This window comes from Kitasatospora arboriphila, assembly GCF_039528095.1.
Lineage (GTDB): Bacteria > Actinomycetota > Actinomycetes > Streptomycetales > Streptomycetaceae > Kitasatospora > Kitasatospora arboriphila.
This window is the reverse complement of sequence record NZ_BAAALD010000022.1, coordinates 27,268-50,406: the sequence shown is the minus strand read 5'-3', so window position 1 is coordinate 50,406 and position 23,139 is coordinate 27,268. Positions and strand designations below refer to the sequence as shown.

The window sequence follows — 23,139 nt, the reverse complement described above, 5'->3', positions numbered from 1 at the left end:
CGCGCCGTACGTCGTGAAGCGGGACCCGGAGCACAGCGCGGTGCCGATCCGGGGTCAGGCCCGGCGATCCAGGCAGCGCTCGACCGGGTCTGAGACTGGCTCCCGAGCCACGTGCGGACCGAGGCCAGGGCGCCCCGGTCCGGACCCGGTGCGGGATGCCGCTGTCAGGGCGGCCATCGTGGTGGACGGTTCATCCGTCGTGCGTGAGAGGGGCCGTGCCCTCCGCGGCCGCTTCGGGCGGTCGGGTGGACTGCCGGTGGGCGCCGTCGTCGGTCTGTGTCGAGGACCTGCGGAGAAGCTCTCCGGACGTGCACGTCTGGTCGAAGTCCCTGACGAGACAGAGGTTGTAGCCGTCGTCGTCGTACTGGACCTTGGCGTCGAGGTCGCAGCCGACCTGGGAGTGGCGGCCCGTGGACACCGTGAACGAGTCGCCTGCCGTGGCCGAGTCCGACGCGTAGACATCCCCTGACGGATCGCTCGACACGAGGAACTTCCACCCGCCTCCCGCCACCCCTGTCGAGCACTCGTAGTCGGGTACGGCGTTGAGGATCCCACTCCAGGTGAGGGTGTGGTCGGCCGACACGTGCAGCCTGGCGCCGGCTGCATTGCCCCAGTCGCCGACCAGATCGGCCTGCCCGATCACCGCCGACCCGCCACCGGCGCCGGCGCACGACGTGCACCCCAGAACCAGACACCAGAGAACTGCGGCCACCCACCCGAACCGCCCGTTGAACCGGTGGGCCGGCCGGCGGCCCGTCCCGCCACCCGGCCGCGGCTCCGACGGCGCGGCAGGGTCGGTTCCGGCCGGGGTTCCGATAGTCGAGTCCATGTCCATCCAGTGGTGGGAATGCGTCGCCGCAGCCCGCAGGGACTGGGCGCTACGGAGTCTTCGGGGGAGCCGCTGGCCACGGCCGCACCGACCGTCCGGAGAGCCGGTGCCGGTTCCCGCACTGCGGTCGGGTGCTGTCACCGGGCCGCTCGGGAATACCGCAGGGCCCGGCCGAGCACCACGCCGACGAACAGCGGCAATTCGGCGCATCCCGCGTACACCAGCCAGACGACCGCTTCGACGAGGAGCCCGTAGGGTGTCGGAGCTCCGGCCGATGCGCCGAGCCAGAGGATCTGCGCCAGGAAGAGGGCGGCGGAGAGTCCGGCCGCGAGGCCGAGGAGTGCCCGGGCCTCCAGGTAACCGAGGAGGATGCCGAGCAGCAGGCCCGAGCCGCCGCCCAGGAGGAGTACCAGCGGCAGAACCGCACTGCCCGACCGGGGCCCGGCGACCGACGGGAGGAAGAGGGCCAGCGGCGCGAAGACGGCCCAGGCTGCGGAGCAGTACGTGCTGTACAGCGGAGGTCGGAGCCTCGTGCTGCCGCGTACCGTGCGACCGCTGTACTCGGGCATCGGGCCCCTCCCTGCCGTTCCCGGGCAGGTGGAACCCCTGCCTCGCTCGGTGCCGGTCATCCTTCCAGCTCTTTTGAACGCGTTCAAGTTCTCTTCCGGTGGATGGCGTCGGGCTCCGGCCACTCTTCCGGGGGACGGTGGGTCCGGCCGTCCGGCGGAGGTGCCGGGGTGTCGGGTCCGGGGTGGCGCGGGGGTGTTCGCACGGTGGGGCATGACACGTACTCAGACCGCGCTGCTCTGCGCGGCCACGCTGTTCGCCGCCACGCTGCAGTCCACGGCCGGGGTGGCCGTCGCCGCCGGGGGTGGCGGGCACGACGGGCAGGCCTGCGTCAGCACCCCGGAGCCGCTCCGCGGGAAGGCCCGGCAGGTCGACCGGATCGTCGGCCAGGTGAAGGACGAGCTCGGGCTGAAGGCCGTCCTGTTCAAGGTGACCCAGGGCGGCCGGGAGGTCGTCACCGGGGCGCAGGGCGAGTCGATGACGGGCGTGCCGGCCGAGCCGGGCATGCACTTCCGGGCCGGTTCGGTGGCGATCGCCTTCATGGGCACCGTGCTGCTGCAGCTGGTGGAGGAGGGCGAGGTCGGCCTCGACGACCCGGTCTCCCGGTGGCTGCCCGGCCTGCCGCACGGCGACGAGATCACCCTGCGGATGCTCGGCAGCTCCACCTCCGGCCTGGTCGACTACGTCCGCGACCCCGGTTTCCTGGCCGCGCTCGCCGCCGAGCCGTTCCGCCAGTGGACGCCGGAGGAGCTGGTGGGCATCTCCACCGCCCAGGACCTCTGGTACGACCCGGGCACCAGCTGGAGCTACTCGCACGCCAACTTCGTCCTGCTCGGCGAGGCCCTGGAGCGCATCACCGGCACCCGGCTGGACCGGCTGCTGGAGGAGCGGGTGACGGGCCCGCTCGGGCTGCGGAACACCCGCAACAGCTTCACCCCGGAGATCGAGTCCCCGGTGCTGCACGCCTTCACCGCCGAGCGCGGCACCTACGAGGAGTCCACCTTCTGGAACCCCTCGTGGACGACCGCGCCGGGTGCCGTCCTCACCACCCACATCTGCGACCTGGAGCGCTCCGCCCGGGCGATCGGCAGCGGCGAACTGCTCGACCGCCGTTCCTTCCGGGTGCAGCTCGACCCCGGCACGGTCGGCCTCGGCGGGGCCACCAAGACCTGCCCGGCGGACGTCTGTCTGCTGAACACCGAGGCCAGGCACTTCGGGCTGGGCATCCTGGTGGTGAACGACTGGGTGGTGCAGAACCCGTCGTTCTCCGGCTACGCCGCCCTCCAGGCGTACCTGCCGCAGAGCCGGCTGTCCATCGCCGTCTCCGCCACCAAGGGGCCCGACACCCCGGAGGGGAACGCCGCCCAGGTCGTCGCCGAGCGCATCTCCCGACTGCTCGCCCCGCAGAACCCGCTGGACCTCCGCTGACCCGGCCGTCCGCCGGCCGACACCCCGCGACGAGGTGTCGGCCGGCGGCGGTTCAACCGCTCTACCGCCGGGTAACTCGGCTCTGCCGACGCAACGTTGGCATGAATCCGACACTCTTGACACCCGGGCAGGCCCGATGATCCGGCACCTCCTCCGCACCGCACTGACGCTCGCCCTCCCGGCCGCGCTGCTCGTCGCCCCCGCGGCCTCGGCAGCACCGGCGTCCGCCGCCCCCTCACCCGTGGGCGCGGCGGCCTCCGGCCCCGCCGCCGACTGGACGGCGCCGCTCTCCACCCGCGGCCGCTACATCGTCGACGCCACCGGTGCCCGCTTCAAGCTCCGGGCCGGCAACTGGGACGGCGCCCAGGGCTCCTGGACGGGATCCGGCAGCGCCGCCGACCCGGCCAACCACCACAGCGGCCAGGACTCCCACGGCATCCCGCTCGGCCTCGACCGGGCCCAACTACCGACCCTGATGGCGGACTTCCACCGCCTCGGGCTCAACAGCATCCGGCTGCCCTTCTCCAACGAGATGATCCGCACCACCGCGCCGGTGCCCGACGCCGCCGTCGCGGCCAACCCGCAACTGCGCGGCCTCACCCCGCTGCAGGTCTACGACGCCGTGGTGCGGGCGCTCACCGCGGACGGCTTCGCGGTGATCCTCAACAACCACACCAACACCACCCGTTGGTGCTGCGGCCTGGACGGCAACGAACGCTGGAACAGCAGCCAGTCCACCGCGCAGTGGGAGGACGACTGGGTGTTCATGGCCCGGCGCTACCGCGACAACAAGCGGGTGGTCGGCGCCGACCTGTACAACGAGGTCCGCCGCGACTACCTCGACGACCCCAACTGGGGCCTCGGCGACGCCCACGACTGGTACGCCGCCGCCCAGCACGCCGGGGACCGCATCCTCACCGAGGGCAGCCCGGACCTGCTGATCGTGGTCGAGGGCATCAACTGGACGGGCATCCCCGCCGACGGCCTTCCGCACGGCCGCCCCACCCTCACCCCCGTCCGCACCCTCTCGCACACCCTGGTCGCCTCCCACAAGCTGGTCTACTCGGCGCACTTCTACGGCTACACCGGCCCCAAGCACAGCGGCGCCACCGGCCTCGGCGAGACCCACGACGCCCGCTACCAGGACCTGAGCCGTGACGAGCTCTACCGGGTCCTCGACCAGCAGGCCCTCTACGTCGCCGCCGAGAGCGGGCAGCACTTCACCGCCCCCGTCTGGGTCAGCGAGTTCGGCATCGGCGCGGACGAGGCCGCGGCCGCGCCGCGGACCTGGTTCGGCGACTTCACCGACCGCCTGGCCGCCCTCGACACCGACTTCGCCTACTGGCCGCTGGTCGGCTGGAACGACCCCGGCCGCGGCGACAGTTGGGCCCTCCTCCGGTACACCGCCACCGGCGGCCGCTCGGGCCTGCTGGACGGCACGGACTGGCGCGCCGACGCCTGGAACCGTCTTGCCGCCGCGCCCGGCCTCACGGGGCCGGTGCCGGCCGCCGACTCCTGGCACATGCTGACCACCGACCACGCCGATGCCGTGCAGTCCCTGCGGGTGCGCGCCGCCGGAGACTGGGACGGTGGAGCCCGCAAGGCCGTCTGCCCCGACGGGGAACGCCTCGCCGGCGTCGCCCACACCGGCGGCCGCGGCCTGTGCACCGACACCGCGACCGGCGGCGACCTGCGGGCCGCCACCGGCGAGGCCGTCGTCGTCCGCGACGAACGCAACGTCCCGGCAGGCGGTGACTGGGCCTCCGGCTACACCAAGTACCAGTGCGCGCAGGGCCAGTACCTGATCGGCTACAGCCTGCGCGGCTCCCGGGTCTCGGCCGTCCTCTGCGCCACGGCCCGCCGCCCGCTGGGCACCGGCACCCGCACGGTCTGGTTCGACCGCGGCGACAACCGCCCGTCCGCCGGCCCCGGCGGCGAATTCGCCTACGGCGCCTACAAGGGCCAGTGCGCACCCACCGAGTACGCCGCCGGCCTCGCCTTCACCACCCGCATCGGCTCCTCCGGAACCCCGGACGCGCTGCTCTGCCGCCCGCTCTCCTGAACCGCTACGGCGCGGGCGCGGGCACTGCCGTGAGCACGAGTCCGTCGTCCGTCCCGGCACGGTCGGCCCGGACCTCGACGGTGCCCGCGCCGCGCCGCAGCGTGAACACCGGATGGACCGCCATCAGGAAGTCGAGCCCCTCCCGGTCGGCCGCCGACAGGGGAGGGGCGAGCAGCGCCTCGCACCGCCACGCTCCGCCGGCCGTGGAGACCGCGCCGAGACGGACGGCCACCCGGCCCGGACAGGTCTCCGGGTCGGCCCACCACTCCAGGTGCGCGGTCGTATCGCGGTCGTCCATGCGGCCAGTGTCGCAGCGCCGTCCACCGGATATCGTCGGCCGGGCGACAGCGGCGAGGCGGATGCGGACGGGCGGGTGACGGTGGTTCGGGAGGACGACGTGCGGTGGCTGTCCGGCCTCGTGGGGCGGGCGGCGCCACCGGAGGGCTGGGCGGAGGACGAGCACCTCCGGTACCGGCTGTACCAGGAGTGCCTGGCGGCCTGCCCCTCGGCGGCCGACGAGGAACGGATCGTGGAGATCGTCGTCCGGGACCAGGACGCGGCGATGGCCGAATCCACGCTGGTGTGGCACGTCGACCGGCTGGCACCGGACTTCACCACGGCGGAGGACTTCGCCGACCGGGTGAGCACCCTCGCCGGACAGGCGCCGGGGTTCGCCTTCCTGCAAGCGAGGATCGGGCAGTGGGTGCCGGTCAAGCGGGCGGAGGCCGATCCGGAGGGCTCGGTCGCGGCCGTGCTGGCCGGGAACCTCTGGCTCCAGCGAACGATCGCGGACACCTCGCGGTCGCCCGTCCTGCTGGGCGTCCTCGCCGAGCGCGGAGCGGCCCGGAAGCTCCGGAACACGGCCGCGGACCGGCTCCGCAGGCTCGCCTCCGCCGGGGGCGCTGCGTCACCTTGAGCCGGGGCCGCAGCCCGGTCTCAGCTGCGGAAGCCGACGTGGACGTGGTCGTGGTGGGCGTCGTCGGTGAAGAACTGGTTGGGGGCGGTGCCGCCGGAGAGCTGGCGCGGGCCGCCGACGTTGTAGGAGCCGCTCGCCGCCGCGGCCCGCATGAAGCCGTCGACCAGGTCGTGCGGGGTCGCCGGGTCGACCACCTCGTGTCCGTCGATCCGCCAGACGTCGAAGGCCCGCCCCGGCGGATGGTCGCTCGGCCGGGAGGTGCCGAACACGTCGATGGGATGCCCCGAGCGCAGCACGGTCACCGCGTACGAGTACCGCCCGGCCAGCGTCAGCATCGAGGCGAGGACGCTCTCGTGCACGCCGCCCCCGCGGACGTCCGCGACCGCGGCCGGCGGCAACTGGATCCGCGGCTCGGCCAGCACCCGCTGCGCCGCGTCGGAGAGGGTGGCGGCTGGCGGTGCCGGCTCCGCCGGGTGCAGGGCCGTGACGTTCCAGCGCGGCTGCGCCCTGACCAGCCGCACGTCGACGGTGGTGCCCCCCGAACCCTCGGTGGTCCACTGCCGGCACGGGACCATCACGCTGGCGGAGTCGGTGAGGTGTCCGCCCCACTGGGCGTTGACGACCTGCAGGACGGCCTGCGGGGCGGTGCCGAGCAGCGGTCCGGCCTGGTCGGCGAGCGTGGGGTCGAGGCCGAGCGCCCGGACCCGGTCCCGGGCGGCGGCCAGGCCCTGCCCGCCGGCAGGCCAGGCGCCGAGCGCCTCGACCAGCTGGGTCGCCCGCAGCTTCACGTCCGGGTCGATCTCACCCGGGCCGGGTTGCCACGGCATGGTGGCGGGGAGCGCCGCCGAGGAGGCTGCGGGCGAGGTCGCGGGCGGGGACGAGGTGGCCGGCGCGGGCGGGGAGGCGGAGCCGGCCGCAGTGCCCGTCCGGCTGCTGCAGGCCCCCAGCACCACCCCCGCCAGGCCGAGCAGCACCGCCCGCCGGGGCACCTGGAACGCCTGCGGCGAGGGCCGGGGGTTCTCGGCACTCACCGCTCCACCGTACGACGGCCGCGCCCGGGCGGCCCGGCCACCGGGTGCAGCGTCCCGGAACGCCGGAACCCGGCGCACACCCCGTGTGATCATGTCGGCATGGCAACCGGTCGGATCATCTTCCTCAACGGCACGTCCAGCTCCGGCAAGTCCAGCATCGCGCGGGAACTCCTGGACGTCCTGGACGACGGCGTCTTCTTCCACCTGGCGGTCGACGGCTTCAACGCCATGCGCACCAAACGGGAACTCGGCGAGGCCGAACTCGCAGCCGCGCTGCGCCGCACCAGGGAGGGCTTCCACCGCTCGATCGCCGCCATGGCGAGTGCGGGCAACGACGTCGTCGTGGACCATGTGCTGAGCGAGGAGTGGCGGCTGCTCGACTGCCTCGCCGTGCTGCCGCCGGAGGACGTGCTGTTCGTCGGCGTCCACTGCCCGCCGGACGAACTGGCCCGACGCGAACGGGACCGGGGCGACCGGCCGCCGGGCCTCGCGGTGCACCAGTACGGGCTGGTGCACCGGCACGGCGACTACGATCTGGAGTGCGACACCGCCGCGGCGAGCCCCCGGGCGTGCGCGGAGCGGATCAAGGAGTTCCTGCCGCGGCGTCCCACGCCGACGGCGTTCAGCCGGCTCCGCGAGAGGTACCTGACGGACGGTCGGCACGCGGTCTGAGCCGTGATCCGAGGTGGACGGGGGCACCTCAGGGGCGCGTGGGGGCAGGGAGCGACGCGCTACACCTGGACCGGTGTCGCGGGGCGGCTTTCGCGGCCCGGGCGGTCGAGGGCGGTGGCGGTGTACCGGCCGGTGGGGAGGGGCAGGGGACGGGCGCAGTCGGCGGCGGGCAGGCAGGCGGCCAGGGTGTCCGCGGTGAGCTGCGGACGGTCGCCGGGTGTCTGCGGGAGGCGGTGGACGGCGTAGCGGAACGGCGGCGGGCCGCCGGGGGCGATGCGCAGGGTGCCGTCCGCCGCGGTCAGGACGGGCGCTGCCGGGGGAGTGCCGCCGGCGAGCCGTGGCAGCAGCGGGGGCAGGGCGGGGCGGTGCCAGTGGTCGGCGGTGAGCCGGGCGACGGCGCCGATCGGGTCGGTGCGGACGTTGCGGGCGCTGAACAGGATCTGGCCGCCGATCTGCGGCAGCGTGGCGTCCAGGTCGAGGTGGCGGGAGAGTTCGGCCGGGTCCTGCCAGGCGGGGGCCTCGCCCGCGGCGCCGGCGCGGTAGGCGGCCTGGCCGGTCCAGAGCAGGGTGTCCCGGGCGGCGGTCTGCGCGGCCCACCAGCGGGCGAGGGCCGCGTAGTCGGCCTGCGGGTGGCCGAGGTGCCAGTACAGCTGCGGGGCGACGTAGTCGAGCAGGCCGTCCTGCACCCAGCCCAGCGAGTCGGCGTACAGCCCGTCGTAGGACTGGAAGGCGGCGGTGGCCGAGCCCCGCGGGTCGGTCGCGGCGTTGCGCCAGATGCCGAACGGGCTGACACCGAAGGCCGCCTCGGGCCGCACCGCCCGTACCAGGTCGCGCAGTTCGCGGATCAGCTGGTCGACGTTGCGCCGCCGCCAGGCCGCCCGGTCGGTGGCGCCGGCGCCGTACGCGGTGAAGGAGGCGTCGTCGGGGAAGGGCCGGCCGGCGGCGGGGTAGGGGTAGAAGTAGTCGTCGAGGTGGACGCCGTCGACCTGGTAACGGGCCACCGCGTCCAGGATCGCCTGTTCGACGAAGGCGCGGGCGGCGGGGACGCCGGGGTCGTAGTAGAGGCGCCCGCCGTAGGAGACCGTCCACTCGGGGTGGCGGCGGGCCGGGTGGTGGGCGGCGAGCCGTGCGGGGTCGTCGTGCTGGGCGATCCGGTACGGGTTGAACCAGGCGTGGAAGGCGAGGCCGCGGGCGTGTGCGGCGTCGACCAGGAAGCGCATCGGGTCCCAGCCCGGGTCCTGCCCCTGGACGCCGGTCAGCCACTGCGACCAGGGCTCGTACCGGGAGGGCCAGAAGGCGTCCGCGGTCGGCCGGACCTGCACGAACACCGCGTTGGCGCCGGCTGCCGCCGCGGCGTCGAGCAGGTCGTCGTACGCGGCGCGCAGCTGCGCCTCGGGGAGGCCGGGTGCGGGGGGCCAGTCGATGTGGTCGACCGTCGCGATCCAGACGCCGCGCAGCCGCCGCGGCGGCGGCCCGGCGGCGGCCGTGGCGGGCCGTGCCGCGGCGGTCAGGGTCAGCGCACCGAGGCCGCCCAGGAAGAGCCGGCGGGACGGACGCGGCGGCATGGCGGCTCCCGGGGGTGAGGGTGGTGCCACTCTCACCGCCCGGGGCCGGCGGTGTCGCGGCACCGCGCCGTCGGCGTCCTCCGCACGGGGGAATTGCAGGGTGAATTGTCGCCGATCTCCGTGCCACCGGCGACTTCTGACGTCCGATCGGGGAGAAGGTGGTGCCCGGCTCCACTCCTCGGGAGGCAACACCGTGCTCACTGTGCCCGTCCGGCTGCTGGCGGTGCCGCTCGCCGTCGTGCTCGCCGCGCTGCTGCCCGCGGGGGCGGCCCCCGGCAGCGGCGCGGGGACGTCCGCCGCCGCCCGGAGCCTCGGCTCCGACCTGGACGCGCTGTTCGCCGACCGGGCGCTGACCGGTGCCCAGGTGTCCGCGCTGGTCACCGACGCGGCCACCGGCGAGGTGCTGTACCGGCGGACGCCCGGCGCGCTGCTGCTGCCCGCCTCCACCCAGAAGACGGTGACCGCGGCGGCCGCCCTCGAACTGCTCGGCCCCGACCACCGCTTCACCACCGAGGTGCTCGCCGCCGGCCCGCGCACCGGCGGGCGGATCGACGCCGACCTGGTGCTGCGCGGCGGCGGCGACCCGACGCTGCTGACGGCCGACCTCGACGCGCTGGCCGCCGCGGTGGCCGCCGCCGGGGTGACGGAGGTCGGCGGCGCCCTGCTGGCCGATGCGAGCCGCTGGGACGACGTGCCGCTCGGCCCCAGCTGGTCGTGGGACGACCAGGCGGCGTACTACAGCCCGCAGATCTCCGCGCTGACCCTCACCACCGACACCGACTACGACCCGGGCACCGTCCGGGTCGTGCTGACCCCCGGGGAGGCGTCCGGGCAGCCCGCCGCGGTGCGGGTCGTCCCCGCCGAGGCGCCCGTCCGGTTCACCGGCCGGGTGGCGACCAGCGCGGCCGGCAGCGCCCGTACCGCCGTGGTCGACCGCAGGCCCGGCGGCAACGAACTGCTGCTCTCCGGCAGCGTCCCGGCGGACGGCGGCCCGAGCGAGGAGTGGATCGCCGTGGACGCCCCGGCGCTGGTGGCCGCCGACGTGTTCGCCGCAGCCCTGGCCCGGCACGGGGTCGCGGTGCAGGGTGCGCCCCGCGAGGGCCGGGCGCCGGCGGGCGCGGCCGTCCTCGCCGCCCACGACTCGGCGCCGGTCTCGGCCCTGATGGCGCCCTTCCTGAAGCTCAGCAACAACGGCATCGCCGAGCACCTGGTGAAGGAGATCGGCCGGGTGCGGGCCGGCAGCGGCAGCTGGGCCTCCGGCACCGACCAGGTGAACGGCTTCCTGCACCGGGCGGGCCTGGAGCCCACCGAGGCCCGGCAGGTGGACGGCTCCGGGCTGTCCCGGCACGACCTGCTGACCGCCTCCCGGCTCACCGCGCTGCTGGCGTACGCCCGGACTAGGCCCTGGTTCGCCACCTGGTACCAGGCGCTGCCGGTGGCCGGGGACGCCCGGCGCGCCGTCGGCGGCACCCTCACCAACCGGATGCGCGGCACCGCCGCCGAGGGCCGGGTGCACGCCAAGACCGGCTCGATGACCGGCGTGGACGCCCTGACGGGCTACGCCGAGCGGGCCGACGGCCGTACCCTGGCCTTCGCCGTCCTGGTCAACAACTTCGCCGGCAGCAGCCCCCGTTCGGTGATCGACGCGTTCGCCGTCCGGCTGGCCGGGGGTTCGGCCGCCACCGTCCGCGCCGCCCCGCCGGCCGAGACGCCGGGCGAGGTGCCGGACCGGGACTGGGAGACCGCCTGCCTGGTGGAGGCCCGGTGCTGACGGGCCGCACGGGCCGGCTGCCCGCCGCGCTGCTCGCCCTCGCCCTGCTCGCCGTCACCGGGACGGCCGCCGCGGGCTGCGTCCGCCGCTCGGACGAGGACCTCGGGCCCGTCCCGGACGTGCCCGGCGGGACGTTCACCGTCGCCCTCACCGAGCCGGACCACCTCACCCCCGGCCGCACGACCAGCAGTTACTCCCTGCAGGTGCTGGAGGGGCTGTTCGACACCCCGCTCGCCCTGGACCCTTCGGACGGCCACGCGGTGCCGCTCGCCGCCGAGTCCGTCAGCACCGACGACCAGCGGGTCTGGACACTGCACTTCCGGCCCGGCGCCCGCTTCCACAACGGCGAGCCGGTCACCGCGGCCAGCTACGCCGACGCCTGGAACGCGGCCGCGTACGGGCCCAACGGCTGGGAGGCCAACGGGTACTTCAGCCAGATCGACGGGTACGCCGCCCTCAACCCGGCGGACGGCGCCAAGCCCCCGACCGACCGGCTGTCCGGCCTGGAGGTGGTCGACGACACCACCCTGAAGGTCACCCTCGGGGCGCCGTTCAGCCAGTTCCCGATGCTGCTCGCCTTCCCCGCGTTCGCACCGCTGCCGAAGGCCGCCTTCGCCGACCCGGCCGGGTACGACCTGCACCCGGTCGGCAACGGCCCGTTCGCGATGGACGGCGACTGGCGGCACCAGCAGCGGATCGACCTGCGCCGCGCCGAGGGCTACACCGGGCCGCGCCCCGCCACCGCCGACGGCGTGCACTTCCGGATCTTCACCAGCAAGGACACCGCCTTCACCGAACTGCGGGCCGGACACGTCGACTTCATGGCCAGCGTGCCGCCCGCCCGGGCGTACGAGGCGAAGCGCACCTTCGGCGCGCGGTACTCGGTGCGGCCCAGCGGCACGATGGACTACCTCGGCCTGCCGCTCTGGGACGCCCGCTACGCCAAGCCCGAGCTGCGGCAGGCCATCTCGATGGCGATCGACCGCCGGGGCATCACCCGGGCGATCTTCAACGAGGTGTTCGCGCCCGCCGACTCGCTGGTCGCCGCGATGATCCCCGGCCACCGGGCCGGCGCCTGCGGCGAGACCTGCGAGTACCGGCCGGAGCGCGCCAAGGAGCTGTTCGACCGGGCCGGCGGCTTCACCGGCACGCTGGAGCTGTACTTCGCCAACTCCGACCCCACGTACGAGCAGTGGATGACCGCGGTGGCCAACGAGCTCAAGCAGAACCTCGGCATCCGCTCCATCGCCTTCCGCAAGATGTCCGGCGCCGACCTCGGCCCGATCCTCAACGGCCGCAAGGCGACCGGCCCGTACCGGCAGAACTGGGTGGTCGACTACCCGAGCGTGCAGAACTACCTCGCCGGGCTGCTCGGCCCCAACAACCGCTCCGGCTGGTCCGACCCGGCCTTCGACCGGGCGCTCGCGCTCGGCAACGCGGCGCCGGACGCCGCCGAGTCCGAGCAGCACTACCACGAGGCCGAGTCGATCGCGCTCCGGGCGCTGCCGCTGATCCCGCTCTGGAACTGGCAGGACCAGACCGCCTGGAGCCCCCGGATCGGCAACGTCCTGGTCGACCCGTACGTCGCCGGCCTGCACCTGGAGAAGGTGACCGTGCGGCACTGAGCCACTGACCACCGTCGCGACCACACGAACCGGGGGCGCCCGCCGATGGGCCGATACATCGCCCGCCGCCTGCTGTACGCCGTTCCCGTACTGCTGGCGACCACCTTCCTCATCCACGCCATGGTGTTCGTGCTGCCCGGCGACCCGATCCAGGGCCTCGCCGGGGACCGGCCGGTGCCGGCCGCCGTCCTCGCCGAACTGCACCGCCGCTACCACCTCGACGACCCGCTCGTCGTCCAGTACGCCAAGTACCTGGGCGGCCTGCTCACCGGCGACCTCGGCCGGACCTTCACCGGCGAGCCGGTCGCCGACACCCTGGCCGGCCGCTGGCAGGTCACCCTGCGGCTCGGCCTCACCGCCTGGTTCCTGGAGACCGTCCTCGGCGTCGCGCTCGGCGTCTGGGCGGCGCTGCGCAAGGGCCGCTGGGCGGACAACGCGGTGCTCGCCGGTACCACCCTGGTGATCGCCGTGCCGGTGTACATCGTCGGCTACCTCGCCCAACTGCTGCTCGGCGTCAAGCTCGGCTGGTTCCCGGTGGCCGGCGCCGAGGACGGCTGGCCGACCGCCTACCTGCTGCCCGGCCTGGTCCTCGCCTCCTTCGGCGTGGCCTACGTCGCCCGGCTCACCCGGGCCTCCCTGCTGGAGAACCTGCGCGCCGACCACGTGCGCACCGCCGGCGCCAAGGGCCTGTCCCGCCGGCGGGTGGTCGTCCGGCACACCCTGCGCAACTCGCTGATCCCGGTGGTGACCTTCCTCGGCATCGAACTCGGCTCGCTGATGGCCGGCGCCGTCGTCACCGAGTACGTGTTCAACCTGCCCGGCGTCGGCCAACAGGTCTTCCAGGCCATCCAGTTGCGCGAGGGACCGACCGTGGTCGGCATCACCACCGCCCTGGTGCTGGTCTACTGCCTGGCCAACCTGGTCGTCGACGTCCTGTACGGCCTGCTCGACCCGAGGATCCGCCATGACCGGTAGCCCGCAGGCCCCCGCACCGCCCCCGGCCCCCGCCCCGGCACCGCCCGCGCCCGTCCGGGACCTCACGCTGCCGCCGAAGCGGCGCCCTCGCCGCGGCGAGTCCCCCTCCGCCGGTGCCTGGCGGGACCTGCGCAGGCGCCCGCTCGTCCTCGCCTGCACCGGCGTGCTGCTGCTGATGGCGCTGATGGCCGCCCTCCCCGAGCCGTTCGTCGCCCTGCTCACCGACGACAGCGGCCGCTGCGAACTCGCCGACTCCCGGGTCGGCCCCAGCCTCCACCACCCGTTCGGCTTCGACCTGCAGGGCTGCGACTACCTCGGCCAGGTCGTCCGCGGCAGCCGCCCCTCGCTGGTCATCGGGCTCGCGGTGACCGCCGGGGCACTGCTGCTCTCGCTGCTCCTCGGCATGCTGGCGGGCTTCTTCGGCGGCTGGGTGGACACCCTGCTCTCCGGTCTCACCGACGTCTTCTTCGGCCTGCCGTTCGTCCTCGGCGCCACCGTCGTCCTGGTCGCCTTCCCCGACCACGGCCTCGGCGCGATGACCCTCGTCCTCGTCGCCCTCGGCTGGACGACCATGACCCGGGTGATGCGCGCCCAGGTCATCGGCCTCAAACAGGCCGACTACGTGCAGGCCGCCCGCTCCACCGGCGCCGGACCGCTGCGGCTGATGACCCGCCACCTGCTGCCCAACGCCGCCACCCCCGTGGTGGTGGTCGCCATGCTGAACGTCGGGAACGTCATCTCCGGCGAGGCCACGTTGGACTTCCTCGGCGTCGGTCTGCAGTACCCTGCGGTCTCCTGGGGCCTGCAACTGAACGCGGCCCAGGCGTACGTCCTCGACTTCCCGCACCTGCTCGCCTTCCCCGCGCTGTTCCTGTCGGCGACCGTGCTGAGCTTCATCCTGCTCGGCGACGCCGTCCGGGACGCGTACGACCCGAAGCTGAGATGAGGCCCGCATGCCGACCCACGACCGGCCCCGAACGGTGCCGCAGGCCCTGCGACCCGGCGACCGGGTCGCCGTCGCCGCCCCCGCAGGCCCGCCCGACCCCGCCCTGCTGGAGCGCGGCACCGCCCTGCTGGCCTCCTGGGGCCTGGAGGTGACGGTGCTGCCGCACGTCCGCGACAGCCACCTCGGCCACCTCGCCGGCCGCGACGAGGACCGCGCCGCCGACCTCACCGAGGCCTGCGCCGACCCCGCCGTCCGCGCCGTCCTCTGCGCCCGCGGCGGCTACGGCACCCAGCGGATGGTCGACCTGGTCGACTGGAAGGCGATCGACGCCGCCGCCGAACCCGCCCTGCTGATCGGCTCCAGCGACATCACCGCCCTGCACGAGGCCTTCGCCGTCCGGCTCGGCACCAGCACCCTGCACGCCCCGATGCCCGCCACCGGCGCCCTGGTCGACAACCCGGCCAGCGCCGACCACCTGCGCACCGTGCTCTTCCACCCCGAACGGGTCACCGAACTGCCGCTCGCCGGCGGCGTGCTCGTCCCCGGCACCGCCCGCGGCCGGCTCGCCGGCGGCAACGCCAGCCTGCTCGCCGCCTCCGTCGGCACCCCCACCGCCCAGCCGCCGGACGGCTGCCTGCTGCTGCTGGAGGAGACCGGCGAGGAGCCCTACCGGCTGGACCGCATCCTCACCCAGCTGGTGCGCGCGGGCGTGCTCGGCCGCGCCGCCGGCATCGTGCTCGGCGACTTCACCGACTGCGGGCCCGAGGAGGAGGTCCGCGCCGTCCTCGCCGACCGGCTCGGCGGCCTCGGCATCCCCGTCGCGGCCGGCCTGCCCGCCGGACACGGCCCGCTCCAGCTCACCGTCCCGCTCGGCACCGCCGCCGAACTCGGCGACGGCGTGCTCACCCTGCTCGAACCCCCGCTCGCCCCCCGGCCCGCCCCGGGCCGGCCGGCCGCCGAGGAGACCGCGTGCGCGTCCTGATCTCCGCCGACATGGAGGGCGCCACCGGCACCACCTGGCCGGAGGACGTCGAACCCGGCGCGCCCGCCTGGCAGCGGATGCGCCGGCTGCTCACCGGCGACGTCAACGCCTGCATCGCCGGCCTGTTCGCCGGCGGCGCCGAAGAAGTCCTGGTCAACGAGGCACACGAGACCCAGCGGAACGTCCTGCTGGAGGAACTCGACCCGCGGGCGAAGCTGCTGATCGGCCGGCACAAACCGCTCGGCATGATGCAGGGCGTCCAGGACGCCGACGCCGTCGTCTTCCTCGGCTACCACACCGGTGCCGGGGCGAACGGGGTCCTCGCCCACACCTACCTGGGCGCCGGACTCACCGGCTTCCGGATCGACGGCACGGACGCCGACGAAGGCCGGATGAACGCCCTGACCGCCGCCGAACACGGCGTCCCCGTCATCCTCGTCACCGGCGACGACCTCACCTGCGCCGCCGCCGCAGCCTGGGCACCCGAGGCCCGCACCGCCGCCGTCAAGGAGTGCGTCAGCCGCTACGCGGCGGTCTGCCTGCCGCCGTCCGTCAGCGCCGCGCTGATCCGCGACCGGGCCGAGCTCGCCATGCGCGACCACCGGCTGCTCGGCCGCCCCGAACCCGTCACCGGCCCGCACCGCTTCGAGATCGACTTCCACGCCACCCACCAGGCCGAGGCGGTCGCCGCGGTGCCCACCGTCGAACTCCTCGGCCCGTGCACCGTCGGCTACACCGCCCCCGGCGCCACCCGGGCCGCCCGCACCTTCAAGGTCTGCACCGTGGTCGCCCGCGCGGCCGCCGAGCAGCAGTACGGATAGTGGCCTCCCCAGGGGCGCCGGGGGCACCTCCCGGCCGAAGGCTGGGGGGAACTGCGCAATCCGGGGGCGATCCGGGGGCGGGTGTCACGACAGCACGGGCCAGGCCGTGATTCGTACGGTGGCCCGCATCCGAATTGCGCAGTTCCCCGCGCCCCTGGCCTACCACCTACCAACCACCCGTGCCCGAGAGGGAGACCCCGTGACCGTCAGCCCGCAGGCACTCGACACCGACGCGGCCGTCCTCTGCCACGACCTGCTGCGCCTCGACACCGTGAACCCCGGGGACGGCAGCGGGCCGGGCGAGCGGGCCGCCGCGGAGTACGTCGCCGCCCGGCTCTCCGAGGCCGGACTCGACCCGCTGCTCACCGAGTCCGCGCCGCGCCGGGCGAACGTCCTCGCCCGGGTGGCCGGCACCGACCGCACGCTGCCGCCGCTGCTCGTCCACGGCCACCTGGACACCGTGCCCTTCGACGCCGAGGACTGGACGCACCACCCGCTCTCCGGCGAACTCGCCGACGGCTGCCTGTGGGGCCGCGGCGCGGTCGACATGAAGGGCACCCTGGCGATGACCCTGGCCCTCGTCCGGGACTGGTCCCGCACCGGGCGGCGGCCGCGCCGGGACCTGGTGCTCGCCTTCCTGGCGGACGAGGAGTCGACCGGCGAGTACGGTGCCCGCTTCGCGGCCGAGCGGCACCGCGAGTGGTTCGAGGGCTGTACCGAGGCGATCGGCGAGTCCGGCGGGTATTCGGTGCCCGCGGGCGAGACGGCGGGGGAGCGGCGGCTCTATCCGGTGGCGGTCGGGGAGCGCTGCACCGCCTGGATGCGGCTGACCGCCACCGGCACCGCCGGGCACGGTTCCCGGGCCGGCGCGGACAACGCCGTCGCCACCCTGGTGCACGGGCTGTCCCGGCTCGCCGCGCACGCCTGGCCGGTCCGCCTCACCCCACCGGTGGAGGCGCTGATCACCGAGCTGGAGGGGGTCCTCGGGACCCGGATCGACCGGGAGCGGCTGGAGGCGGAGGCGGCCCGACTCGGCCGGGCGGGCGCGCTGTTCGCCCACACCGTGCGGAACTCGGCGGTGCCGACCGTGCTGCAGGCCGGGCAGAAGGTGAACGTGGTGCCCGGCAGTGCGCACGCCCAGGTCGACGGACGGTTCCTGCCCGGCACCCGGGACGAGTACCTGGAGACCGTCGAACGGCTCCTCGGGCCGGGCGTGACCCGCGAGTTCATCAACCTGGAGGAGGCCGTCGCGGCCGACCACACGGGACCGGCGTTCGCCGCCATGGCCGCCGCCGTGCGCGCCGAGGACCCGGCCGGCCACCCGGTGCCGTACCTGATGTCCGGCGGCACCGACGCCAAGACCTTCAACCGCCTGGGCATCACCTGCTACGGCTTCGCACCCCTGCTGCTCGACCCGGAACTCGACTACCCGACGATGTTCCACGGCGTGGACGAACGCGTCCCCGTCGACGGCCTGGCCTTCGGCGTCCGCGTCCTGGACCGCTTCCTCGAGAGCTACTGAGGGCGTCTGATCTGGGTTGCAGGTGGGTCGTCCCGGGCGGGTGACCGGGGCGGCGGTGGGCCGTTGCAGGGCTCGCGACTTCTCGGTGCCCTTACTGCACTGACGTGTCCGATGCCCGACGGGGCCTGATCGAGACGGTCTTCATAGCCTGGGGGGCTCGCCGTGCCGGTTCCGGCGTGGCGGTCCGCGTCCATGACCTGCGGGATCGTGAACGCGATCCCCCACGTCAATCGGACCGGCTTCCCGTGGGACTACCTGCCATACAACTTCCCGCCTGCAAGACGGTCTGCGACCACTGCTCACGGTGATCGTCACCGCGGCGTCGGTCCAGGACTCCGCCGGTGGCAAGCAGCCGCCCGACGAGGTCGCCGCTAGTCCGTTCAGAGGGCTGTCCGGTATGGCCCGCCTCCCGACCGCAAGGCACCAGTGTCGAAGAAACGCCTGTTCCTCTGAAGTTCCCGGCAGGTCGGGGCATTGCCCCGACCTGCCGGGAGGTCACCACAACTCAGCCTCCGGCTGGCGGCCTTCCCGAGGCCGGTGCGACCGCCGTGGCCGGCCGTTCGGTGGACGGAGGCGGGACGGGTCAGTGGCCGTAGGCGACGGCTCCTTGCGTGGCTTTGCCGTCGTTGTTCCAGTCGCCGGTGATGGGGGTCATGCCGGTGTCGCCGTACGTGACGGAGGTGACGGTGCCGCCGGTGGCGCGGAAGTAGTAGGTGCGGTTGGTGGGTCGGTAGACGCCGATCTGGGTGGCTCCGCTGTTGTTCCAGTCGCCAGTGATCGGCAGGTCGCCGGAGTTGCCGAACACAATGGTGGTGTCGGCGGCTCCTTCGTGGAAGGAGTTGAGGAGGTAGAAGGTGGCGGTGTCAGGGTTGAACAGGCCGGGAGTGTCGTAGCCCTTGTGGGTCCAGTCGCCGGCGATCGGCTTCCAATTGCCGCCGTTGCCGAAGCGGAGGGAGGTGACGGTGCCGTCGTTGTGACGCAGGTAGAAGGTTGCATTGCTCGGCCGGTAGACACCGACCTGGGTGGCACGCCCGCCGTCCCAGCGCCCGACCACCGGCGTGTCGCCCTGGTTGCCGAAGCGCAGGCTCACATCGCTCACGTCGCCGGCGAACGTGTTGGCAAGGTAGAAGGTCGAGGTGGCGGGGTCGTACGCGCCGGGGCTGTCGCCACCGGCGCCGTCCCAATTGCCGACCAGCGGAACCATCGGGCTGTTGCCGTAGTCGAACGGCGCACGCGTGGACACATTGAGCGTGGCATCGTCCGACAGGAACCAGCGCATCACGCCTGGCGCGACAGGCGGCAGCGACGCCTGGGCGGGGGGCAGAGCAATGCCGCTCCAGGTCTGGATCTTGGAGACGGCACCCTTGAAGAAGGCCTGCCGGGTGGTACCGCTCAGCGAGTCGCCGACCCGGAAGCCCTTGGTGAAGCCGACCGTCGGGCTGTGCGTTGCGGTCTTGGTGCCGGTGTCGTTGACGTACAGCGTCATCGTCTTGGTGCCGGCGTTGTATGTCGCGGTCAGGTGGGTCCACACGCCCGTTTGGGCTGCAGTGGTGCCGGAGGCCGCGCAGTCCCAGGTGGGGGAGGCGACGTCGGAGGCGGCCATGCAGAAGGACCACTGCTTCGTTGCGGCATCGGAGTAGAGCTTGAAGCCGGAGGTGTTGGTGCCGTCCTGGGAGAGGACGGTGCCGCCGAGGGCGTCGGGCTTGGCCCACACGGAGAGGGTGAAGCTCTTGGTGGGGTCCACCACGCCGGCGGTGGTGCTCAGGACGCCGGTCTTGGTGCCGTCGAGGTGGACATCGGGGTTGAAGAGGTCGTTGGTGGCCCAGGTGGCGGTGTTTCCGGTGCCGTCACCTCCGGTGAGGGGCACGGGGGTGCGGCCGGTGGCGGTGTTGTCGGCCGCGGTCGTGACCTTGCCGTCGACGCCGTCGGCCAGGGCCCAGGTGTGGGTGGCGGTGGACAACTGCTGGGTGAACGGCGTGGCGGTGAGGGAGGCGCCGTTGAAGACGTAGGTGCTGGCCTGACCGGTGGGGCTGATGCCGCGCAGATCGGGAATGCCGTCACGATCGACGTCGGCGGCCTGGATGGTGGTGAAGGTGTCGGCGCCCCATCCCTTGTCGGCAACCAGCGTGGGCGCGGCGGAACCGCTCTGGATCAGGGAGTCCAGCACATCGGGGCTGTAGTAGTACAGCTCGCCGCTGCCGGTGTCGTGGCGCGCGAACATGCCGGGCCTGTTACCGACGACGGCGCTGGTGATGGTCCAATCGCTCCAGTCCGTCCCGACCGGGGGGGTCTCGGCGAGCAGCGTTGCACCGACGACCCGTTCGTAGTTCTCGACCGCAACGCCACCTTCCTCGACCATCAGGTGGCCACCGTAGGTGAGGAGCAGGTCGGGGCCGGCACCGTTGTCGGTGGGGTCGCCGTTGGCGATCCGCTTGAGCCAGCCCCCGCTGGCGACATGGGTGGTCGTTGTTCCGCTGTCCGCGTCGGTGAAGACCGTGGACGGCAGGCTGACGGTTCCGCCCGAGTACGGCTTCAGGGCGGAGCCGTCGCCGTTGCCCTTGAGGATCTGGGCGCTCTGGGTGTTGGGGTTGTAGGCGAGGATGTCGTTGAAGCCGGATCCGCCTCCGAAGAAGTGGCCGACGACCGGCTCGGTGCTGTTCCAGTCCGCCGCGGACCCCTGGGTGTTGATGCCGGTGCCTGCGTCTCCGACGTTGTGGGCGTTGGCGTCCACGTTGGAGGCGTCGATTCCGGTGGCCAGCCACAGGCCCGGCGGCAGGGCCGCCTTGTTCCCGACCAGGGCGAGGTCGGCGCCGCCGTCACCCGTCAGGTCGTTCTCGAGCGCCGTGGTCGGCGCGCCGGCCGCAAACGGCTGGACGGCACTGTTGCCGCTGGGGTTGCCGGAAGCCGCAACGGCGGTTACCGAGAGGGTGTTGTAGGCGCGGGTCGGTGTGACGGTCACCGTGGCAGCACCGTTCAGGGCGTTGACGGAGACCGGCGCGCTCTCGTTGAGCTGGTATAGGTAGCTGGCGGGGGTGGGGCCGCTCGGATTGGGGGTGATGGAGACCTGGAGAGGTGTTCCCACGGTGAACGGGCCGGCGGGCAGGGTGACCGTCGGTGCGCCGGGTGCCGTTGGGTCAAAGGTGAAGCTGCAGGTGGCGCTGGTGGTGCCGGCCGGTCCGTCGCTGACCGTGACGTTCCAGGAGAAGGTCGTCGGGGAGCCGGTCGTCCTGCCGCCGGCCGCAGTCTCCAGGTCCTCCTTCTTCATGACGTAGACGGCGTCGGATCCTGATCCGGCGGAGACGGGGCCCTGCCCGACGACTGCGCCGGTCGAGGTCTTGGTCACCTTGAAGTTGGCGGTGAGGATTCCGCCCTCGGCGTCGTAGACCGCTGCCCGCAGGTAGACGTCCCCGTCGCCGACGAGTGTCGGAGTCGATGCGGGGCAGGACGTGGACGGCGAGGTCGACAACACCGGCGCGCTCGGCGCGTGGTTGTACGTCGTGGTCATGGTCATCGTCGACGGCTGGAACTTCTTCCAGCCGTAGCCGTCGGACTCGTTCGACGCCCGCAGGCCGAAGGTGATGTCATTCGCCTTGCCGTTGGCCGCGTTCTGCATCAGGCCGGTCGTGTTGAAGCCGACCGATTCCGCAGGGCAGCTGTCGTTGAAGCCGTGGGCGGCGTTCTTGGTGTCGCTCTTGGCTTTCCAGACGGGTTGGTTGTTCCAGGTGGTGGAAGAGGAGACCGGGGTGCTCGGGTCGATCTGCCACAGCTCGACGTCACGGGCGCTGCAGGACGGTGCCCAGGTCTCCGTGGCGTAGAACGTCGACAGGCTGATCTGTGCGCCGTGGATGCTGCTCGGCACCGACATCTTCGCGAAGGCGCGGCCGACGTAGTAGGGCGCGTCCCAGTTGTTGTAGCCGACCCGCAGGCCCGTGCTGTCGCTGGTCTTCCAGTAGCTGGTCGTCGGGAAGGCCGAGCTGACGTAGGTCCAGCCGAGGGCGGAGCCGCCGGCGGAGTAGGTCGGGTCGATGTACAGCGGCCAGACGGTGTTCTTGCCCGCGAGCAGGCCCGGGTCCGGCGTGAGGGTGATGGCGTTGTTGCCGTAGGAGGTCTTGAGCGGGGCGGTGTGCGCGGTCGCGCCGGGCGCTTGTGCGCTGGAGCGGGCGGGCTCGCCGCTGCGGGCGTCCAGTACCTGACCGGTGGTGGGGTGGGTGACGGTGGGTGCCGAGGCGTCCACCGCCGAGTCCCACACGCCGCGCACGGGTGCGGGGGCGGAGAAGGCCACCTTGCCGGACTTGTCCTTGCCGGTGATGTTGCCGGCCGCGTCGACGGCGAGATCGACCCCGGTGGCCCTGGTGGTGAACGAGAGGGACTTCAGTGCGGGGTTGGCAGCTGCCTTGGCGTCCTGGACGACGAGTACCTCGGAGAAGCCGCCCTGCAGGTCGGCGGTGACCTTCAGGTCGATGCCGGCCAGCAGGTGGTAGGTCGCGGTGGGGCCGTTGAGGTCCGGGGCGGGCAGCTTGCTCGTGAGGCTGGCTGGAAGCTGCAGGGACAGCGAGCGGCCGAGGCTCTTCATCTGAGCCAGCGGACCTGTGCCGCCGGCGGACAGGGTGAGGTCGGATGCCGTCAGTGCCGGCCCGACGGACCCGTCGGCGCGCTTGACGAGCGTGGCGTCCAACGGCTTCCAGGCCCCGCCCTGGTAGCGCCGCACAGGAGTGAGGGACTGATCCAACGTGAAACTGCCGTCGGGGTTGGCCGTCAGCTGATCGGTGGCCGTGGTGGCGGCATCGGCCACCACCGGCTTCTTCGACGAGCGAGCCTTTGCGGACGCCTGCTCGGCCGAGAGCGGCCCGCCAAGGGCAGATCGTCTCGTGGCGCCGGTGTCGGCCTGGGCGGGAACGCCGAGCGCTGTCAGAGACAGCGCACACAGTGCCGCGGCCAGGCCGAAGACGCCTATGCGTCTGGGCAGTGCAGGTGATGGCATGGGATAGGTCCTCAACTTGTCGATCGTTACAGGCCACTGCCCCACCTCGGCTGTCCTGGTTCGTCCAGGACTCGGAGGTGGCTGCGGTGCTGCGCAGATCTTCCCGCCCAGCCAGCTTCATACCGTGGGCTGTTTGTGGCGTGAATGACCGTTTTGGCGGAAAGGTCATCAGTAAAAAGTTTGCAAAACTAGAGCGCGGCGTCAGGTGGCCCTCCCGAGCTGGCCTGTGGTTTTGCCATAGTCGGGCGGTCCGACGAACGATCACGTCGGCACTCCGCGCTGCCCGAAGGCAGCAGACCTACAGAGGTGTCCCCGCGCCATGCGCATACCCGTCGACGCACGTCGACCACGAATAAAGGGCATGCTCCCGTCGTCACGAAATGCTCTGAGAACTGCGGCTGCTCTTGCCGCCACGGTGTTGGTCTCGGCCCTGGTCTCCGCGCCTG

17 protein-coding genes are annotated in these 23,139 nt (G+C 73.3%); 11 read left to right on the top strand and 6 right to left on the bottom strand.

Going from position 1 to position 23,139, the window contains the following annotated elements:
- Positions 1 to 190: 190 nt before the first annotated feature.
- The gene (locus ABD353_RS14240; protein ID WP_344623933.1) at positions 191 to 835 is read right to left on the bottom strand and encodes a hypothetical protein; all 645 of its coding nucleotides are present in this window, start codon (positions 833 to 835) and stop codon (positions 191 to 193) included.
- Positions 836 to 966: 131 nt separating this feature from the next.
- Positions 967 to 1,398, bottom strand: coding sequence for a hypothetical protein (locus tag ABD353_RS14235; protein ID WP_344623932.1), 432 nt, complete (start codon positions 1,396 to 1,398; stop codon positions 967 to 969).
- 211 nt (positions 1,399 to 1,609) lie between these two features.
- Here ABD353_RS14235 and ABD353_RS14230 point away from each other — a divergent pair, with 211 nt between their 5' ends.
- Together ABD353_RS14230 and ABD353_RS14225 are read left to right on the top strand one after the other, a co-directional pair.
- Complete coding sequence (locus ABD353_RS14230; protein ID WP_344623931.1) at positions 1,610 to 2,824, top strand: serine hydrolase domain-containing protein; 1,215 nt, start codon at positions 1,610 to 1,612, stop codon at positions 2,822 to 2,824.
- A 136-nt stretch (positions 2,825 to 2,960) separates the two neighbouring features.
- On the top strand, positions 2,961 to 4,886 hold the full coding sequence (locus tag ABD353_RS14225; protein ID WP_344623930.1) for a glycoside hydrolase family 5 protein: 1,926 nt from the start codon (positions 2,961 to 2,963) through the stop codon (positions 4,884 to 4,886).
- Between the two features lie 4 nt (positions 4,887 to 4,890).
- Here the strand turns inward: ABD353_RS14225 and ABD353_RS14220 are convergent, their stop codons facing one another.
- The gene (locus ABD353_RS14220) at positions 4,891 to 5,184 is read right to left on the bottom strand and encodes a hypothetical protein (protein WP_344623929.1); all 294 of its coding nucleotides are present in this window, start codon (positions 5,182 to 5,184) and stop codon (positions 4,891 to 4,893) included.
- Positions 5,185 to 5,259: 75 nt separating this feature from the next.
- Here ABD353_RS14220 and ABD353_RS14215 point away from each other — a divergent pair, with 75 nt between their 5' ends.
- Positions 5,260 to 5,802 (top strand): hypothetical protein, encoded by a 543-nt coding sequence (locus ABD353_RS14215; RefSeq protein ID WP_344623928.1) that lies wholly within the window; start codon positions 5,260 to 5,262, stop codon positions 5,800 to 5,802.
- Positions 5,803 to 5,822: 20 nt separating this feature from the next.
- On the opposite strand, the gene ABD353_RS14210 is transcribed toward ABD353_RS14215, so the two are convergent.
- Positions 5,823 to 6,833 carry a hypothetical protein gene (locus ABD353_RS14210; protein ID WP_344623927.1) on the bottom strand — a complete coding sequence of 337 codons (1,011 nt, stop codon included), beginning with the start codon at positions 6,831 to 6,833 and terminating at the stop codon, positions 5,823 to 5,825.
- A gap of 99 nt (positions 6,834 to 6,932) precedes the next feature.
- Between ABD353_RS14210 and ABD353_RS14205 the strand changes: the two genes are divergently transcribed.
- On the top strand, positions 6,933 to 7,505 hold the full coding sequence (locus tag ABD353_RS14205) for a chloramphenicol phosphotransferase CPT family protein (protein ID WP_344623926.1): 573 nt from the start codon (positions 6,933 to 6,935) through the stop codon (positions 7,503 to 7,505).
- A 59-nt stretch (positions 7,506 to 7,564) separates the two neighbouring features.
- On the opposite strand, the gene ABD353_RS14200 is transcribed toward ABD353_RS14205, so the two are convergent.
- Positions 7,565 to 9,070, bottom strand: coding sequence for a glycoside hydrolase family 10-like protein (locus tag ABD353_RS14200; RefSeq protein ID WP_344623925.1), 1,506 nt, complete (start codon positions 9,068 to 9,070; stop codon positions 7,565 to 7,567).
- Positions 9,071 to 9,263: 193 nt separating this feature from the next.
- Here ABD353_RS14200 and dacB point away from each other — a divergent pair, with 193 nt between their 5' ends.
- The 7 genes from dacB to ABD353_RS14165 all read left to right on the top strand — a co-directional run bounded on the left by dacB (position 9,264) and on the right by ABD353_RS14165 (position 17,712).
- Positions 9,264 to 10,841, top strand: coding sequence for a D-alanyl-D-alanine carboxypeptidase/D-alanyl-D-alanine endopeptidase (dacB, locus tag ABD353_RS14195; RefSeq protein WP_344623924.1), 1,578 nt, complete (start codon positions 9,264 to 9,266; stop codon positions 10,839 to 10,841).
- The gene (locus ABD353_RS14190; protein ID WP_344623923.1) at positions 10,835 to 12,466 is read left to right on the top strand and encodes a peptide ABC transporter substrate-binding protein; all 1,632 of its coding nucleotides are present in this window, start codon (positions 10,835 to 10,837) and stop codon (positions 12,464 to 12,466) included. Before dacB ends, ABD353_RS14190 begins: the two co-directional genes overlap by 7 nt.
- Positions 12,467 to 12,511: 45 nt before the next feature.
- Positions 12,512 to 13,441 (top strand): ABC transporter permease, encoded by a 930-nt coding sequence (locus tag ABD353_RS14185; protein ID WP_344623922.1) that lies wholly within the window; start codon positions 12,512 to 12,514, stop codon positions 13,439 to 13,441.
- Positions 13,431 to 14,387, top strand: a complete 957-nt coding sequence (locus tag ABD353_RS14180) for an ABC transporter permease (protein ID WP_344623921.1) — start codon at positions 13,431 to 13,433, stop codon at positions 14,385 to 14,387. Before ABD353_RS14185 ends, ABD353_RS14180 begins: the two co-directional genes overlap by 11 nt.
- Before the next feature lie 7 nt (positions 14,388 to 14,394).
- Positions 14,395 to 15,369, top strand: coding sequence for a S66 peptidase family protein (locus ABD353_RS14175; protein WP_344623920.1), 975 nt, complete (start codon positions 14,395 to 14,397; stop codon positions 15,367 to 15,369).
- Positions 15,357 to 16,190, top strand: coding sequence for a M55 family metallopeptidase (locus ABD353_RS14170; RefSeq protein ID WP_344623919.1), 834 nt, complete (start codon positions 15,357 to 15,359; stop codon positions 16,188 to 16,190). The genes ABD353_RS14175 and ABD353_RS14170 overlap by 13 nt, the downstream gene beginning before the upstream one ends.
- Before the next feature lie 199 nt (positions 16,191 to 16,389).
- Complete coding sequence (locus ABD353_RS14165; RefSeq protein WP_344623918.1) at positions 16,390 to 17,712, top strand: M20/M25/M40 family metallo-hydrolase; 1,323 nt, start codon at positions 16,390 to 16,392, stop codon at positions 17,710 to 17,712.
- A 583-nt stretch (positions 17,713 to 18,295) separates the two neighbouring features.
- Here ABD353_RS14165 and ABD353_RS14160 read toward each other — a convergent pair.
- Positions 18,296 to 22,504: a LamG-like jellyroll fold domain-containing protein gene (locus tag ABD353_RS14160; protein ID WP_344623917.1), complete on the bottom strand. Its 4,209-nt coding sequence runs from the start codon at positions 22,502 to 22,504 to the stop codon at positions 18,296 to 18,298.
- Positions 22,505 to 23,139 lie beyond the last annotated feature (635 nt).

Coding starts and splice junctions, on each gene's coding strand:
- ABD353_RS14240 (WP_344623933.1), bottom strand. CDS start 835: ATGGACATGGACTCGACTATCGGAACCCCGGCCGGAACCGACCCTGCC.
- ABD353_RS14235 (WP_344623932.1), bottom strand. CDS start 1,398: ATGCCCGAGTACAGCGGTCGCACGGTACGCGGCAGCACGAGGCTCCGA.
- ABD353_RS14230 (WP_344623931.1), top strand. CDS start 1,610: ATGACACGTACTCAGACCGCGCTGCTCTGCGCGGCCACGCTGTTCGCC.
- ABD353_RS14225 (WP_344623930.1), top strand. CDS start 2,961: ATGATCCGGCACCTCCTCCGCACCGCACTGACGCTCGCCCTCCCGGCC.
- ABD353_RS14220 (WP_344623929.1), bottom strand. CDS start 5,184: ATGGACGACCGCGATACGACCGCGCACCTGGAGTGGTGGGCCGACCCG.
- ABD353_RS14205 (WP_344623926.1), top strand. CDS start 6,933: ATGGCAACCGGTCGGATCATCTTCCTCAACGGCACGTCCAGCTCCGGC.
- ABD353_RS14200 (WP_344623925.1), bottom strand. CDS start 9,070: ATGCCGCCGCGTCCGTCCCGCCGGCTCTTCCTGGGCGGCCTCGGTGCG.
- ABD353_RS14185 (WP_344623922.1), top strand. CDS start 12,512: ATGGGCCGATACATCGCCCGCCGCCTGCTGTACGCCGTTCCCGTACTG.
- ABD353_RS14180 (WP_344623921.1), top strand. CDS start 13,431: ATGACCGGTAGCCCGCAGGCCCCCGCACCGCCCCCGGCCCCCGCCCCG.
- ABD353_RS14175 (WP_344623920.1), top strand. CDS start 14,395: ATGCCGACCCACGACCGGCCCCGAACGGTGCCGCAGGCCCTGCGACCC.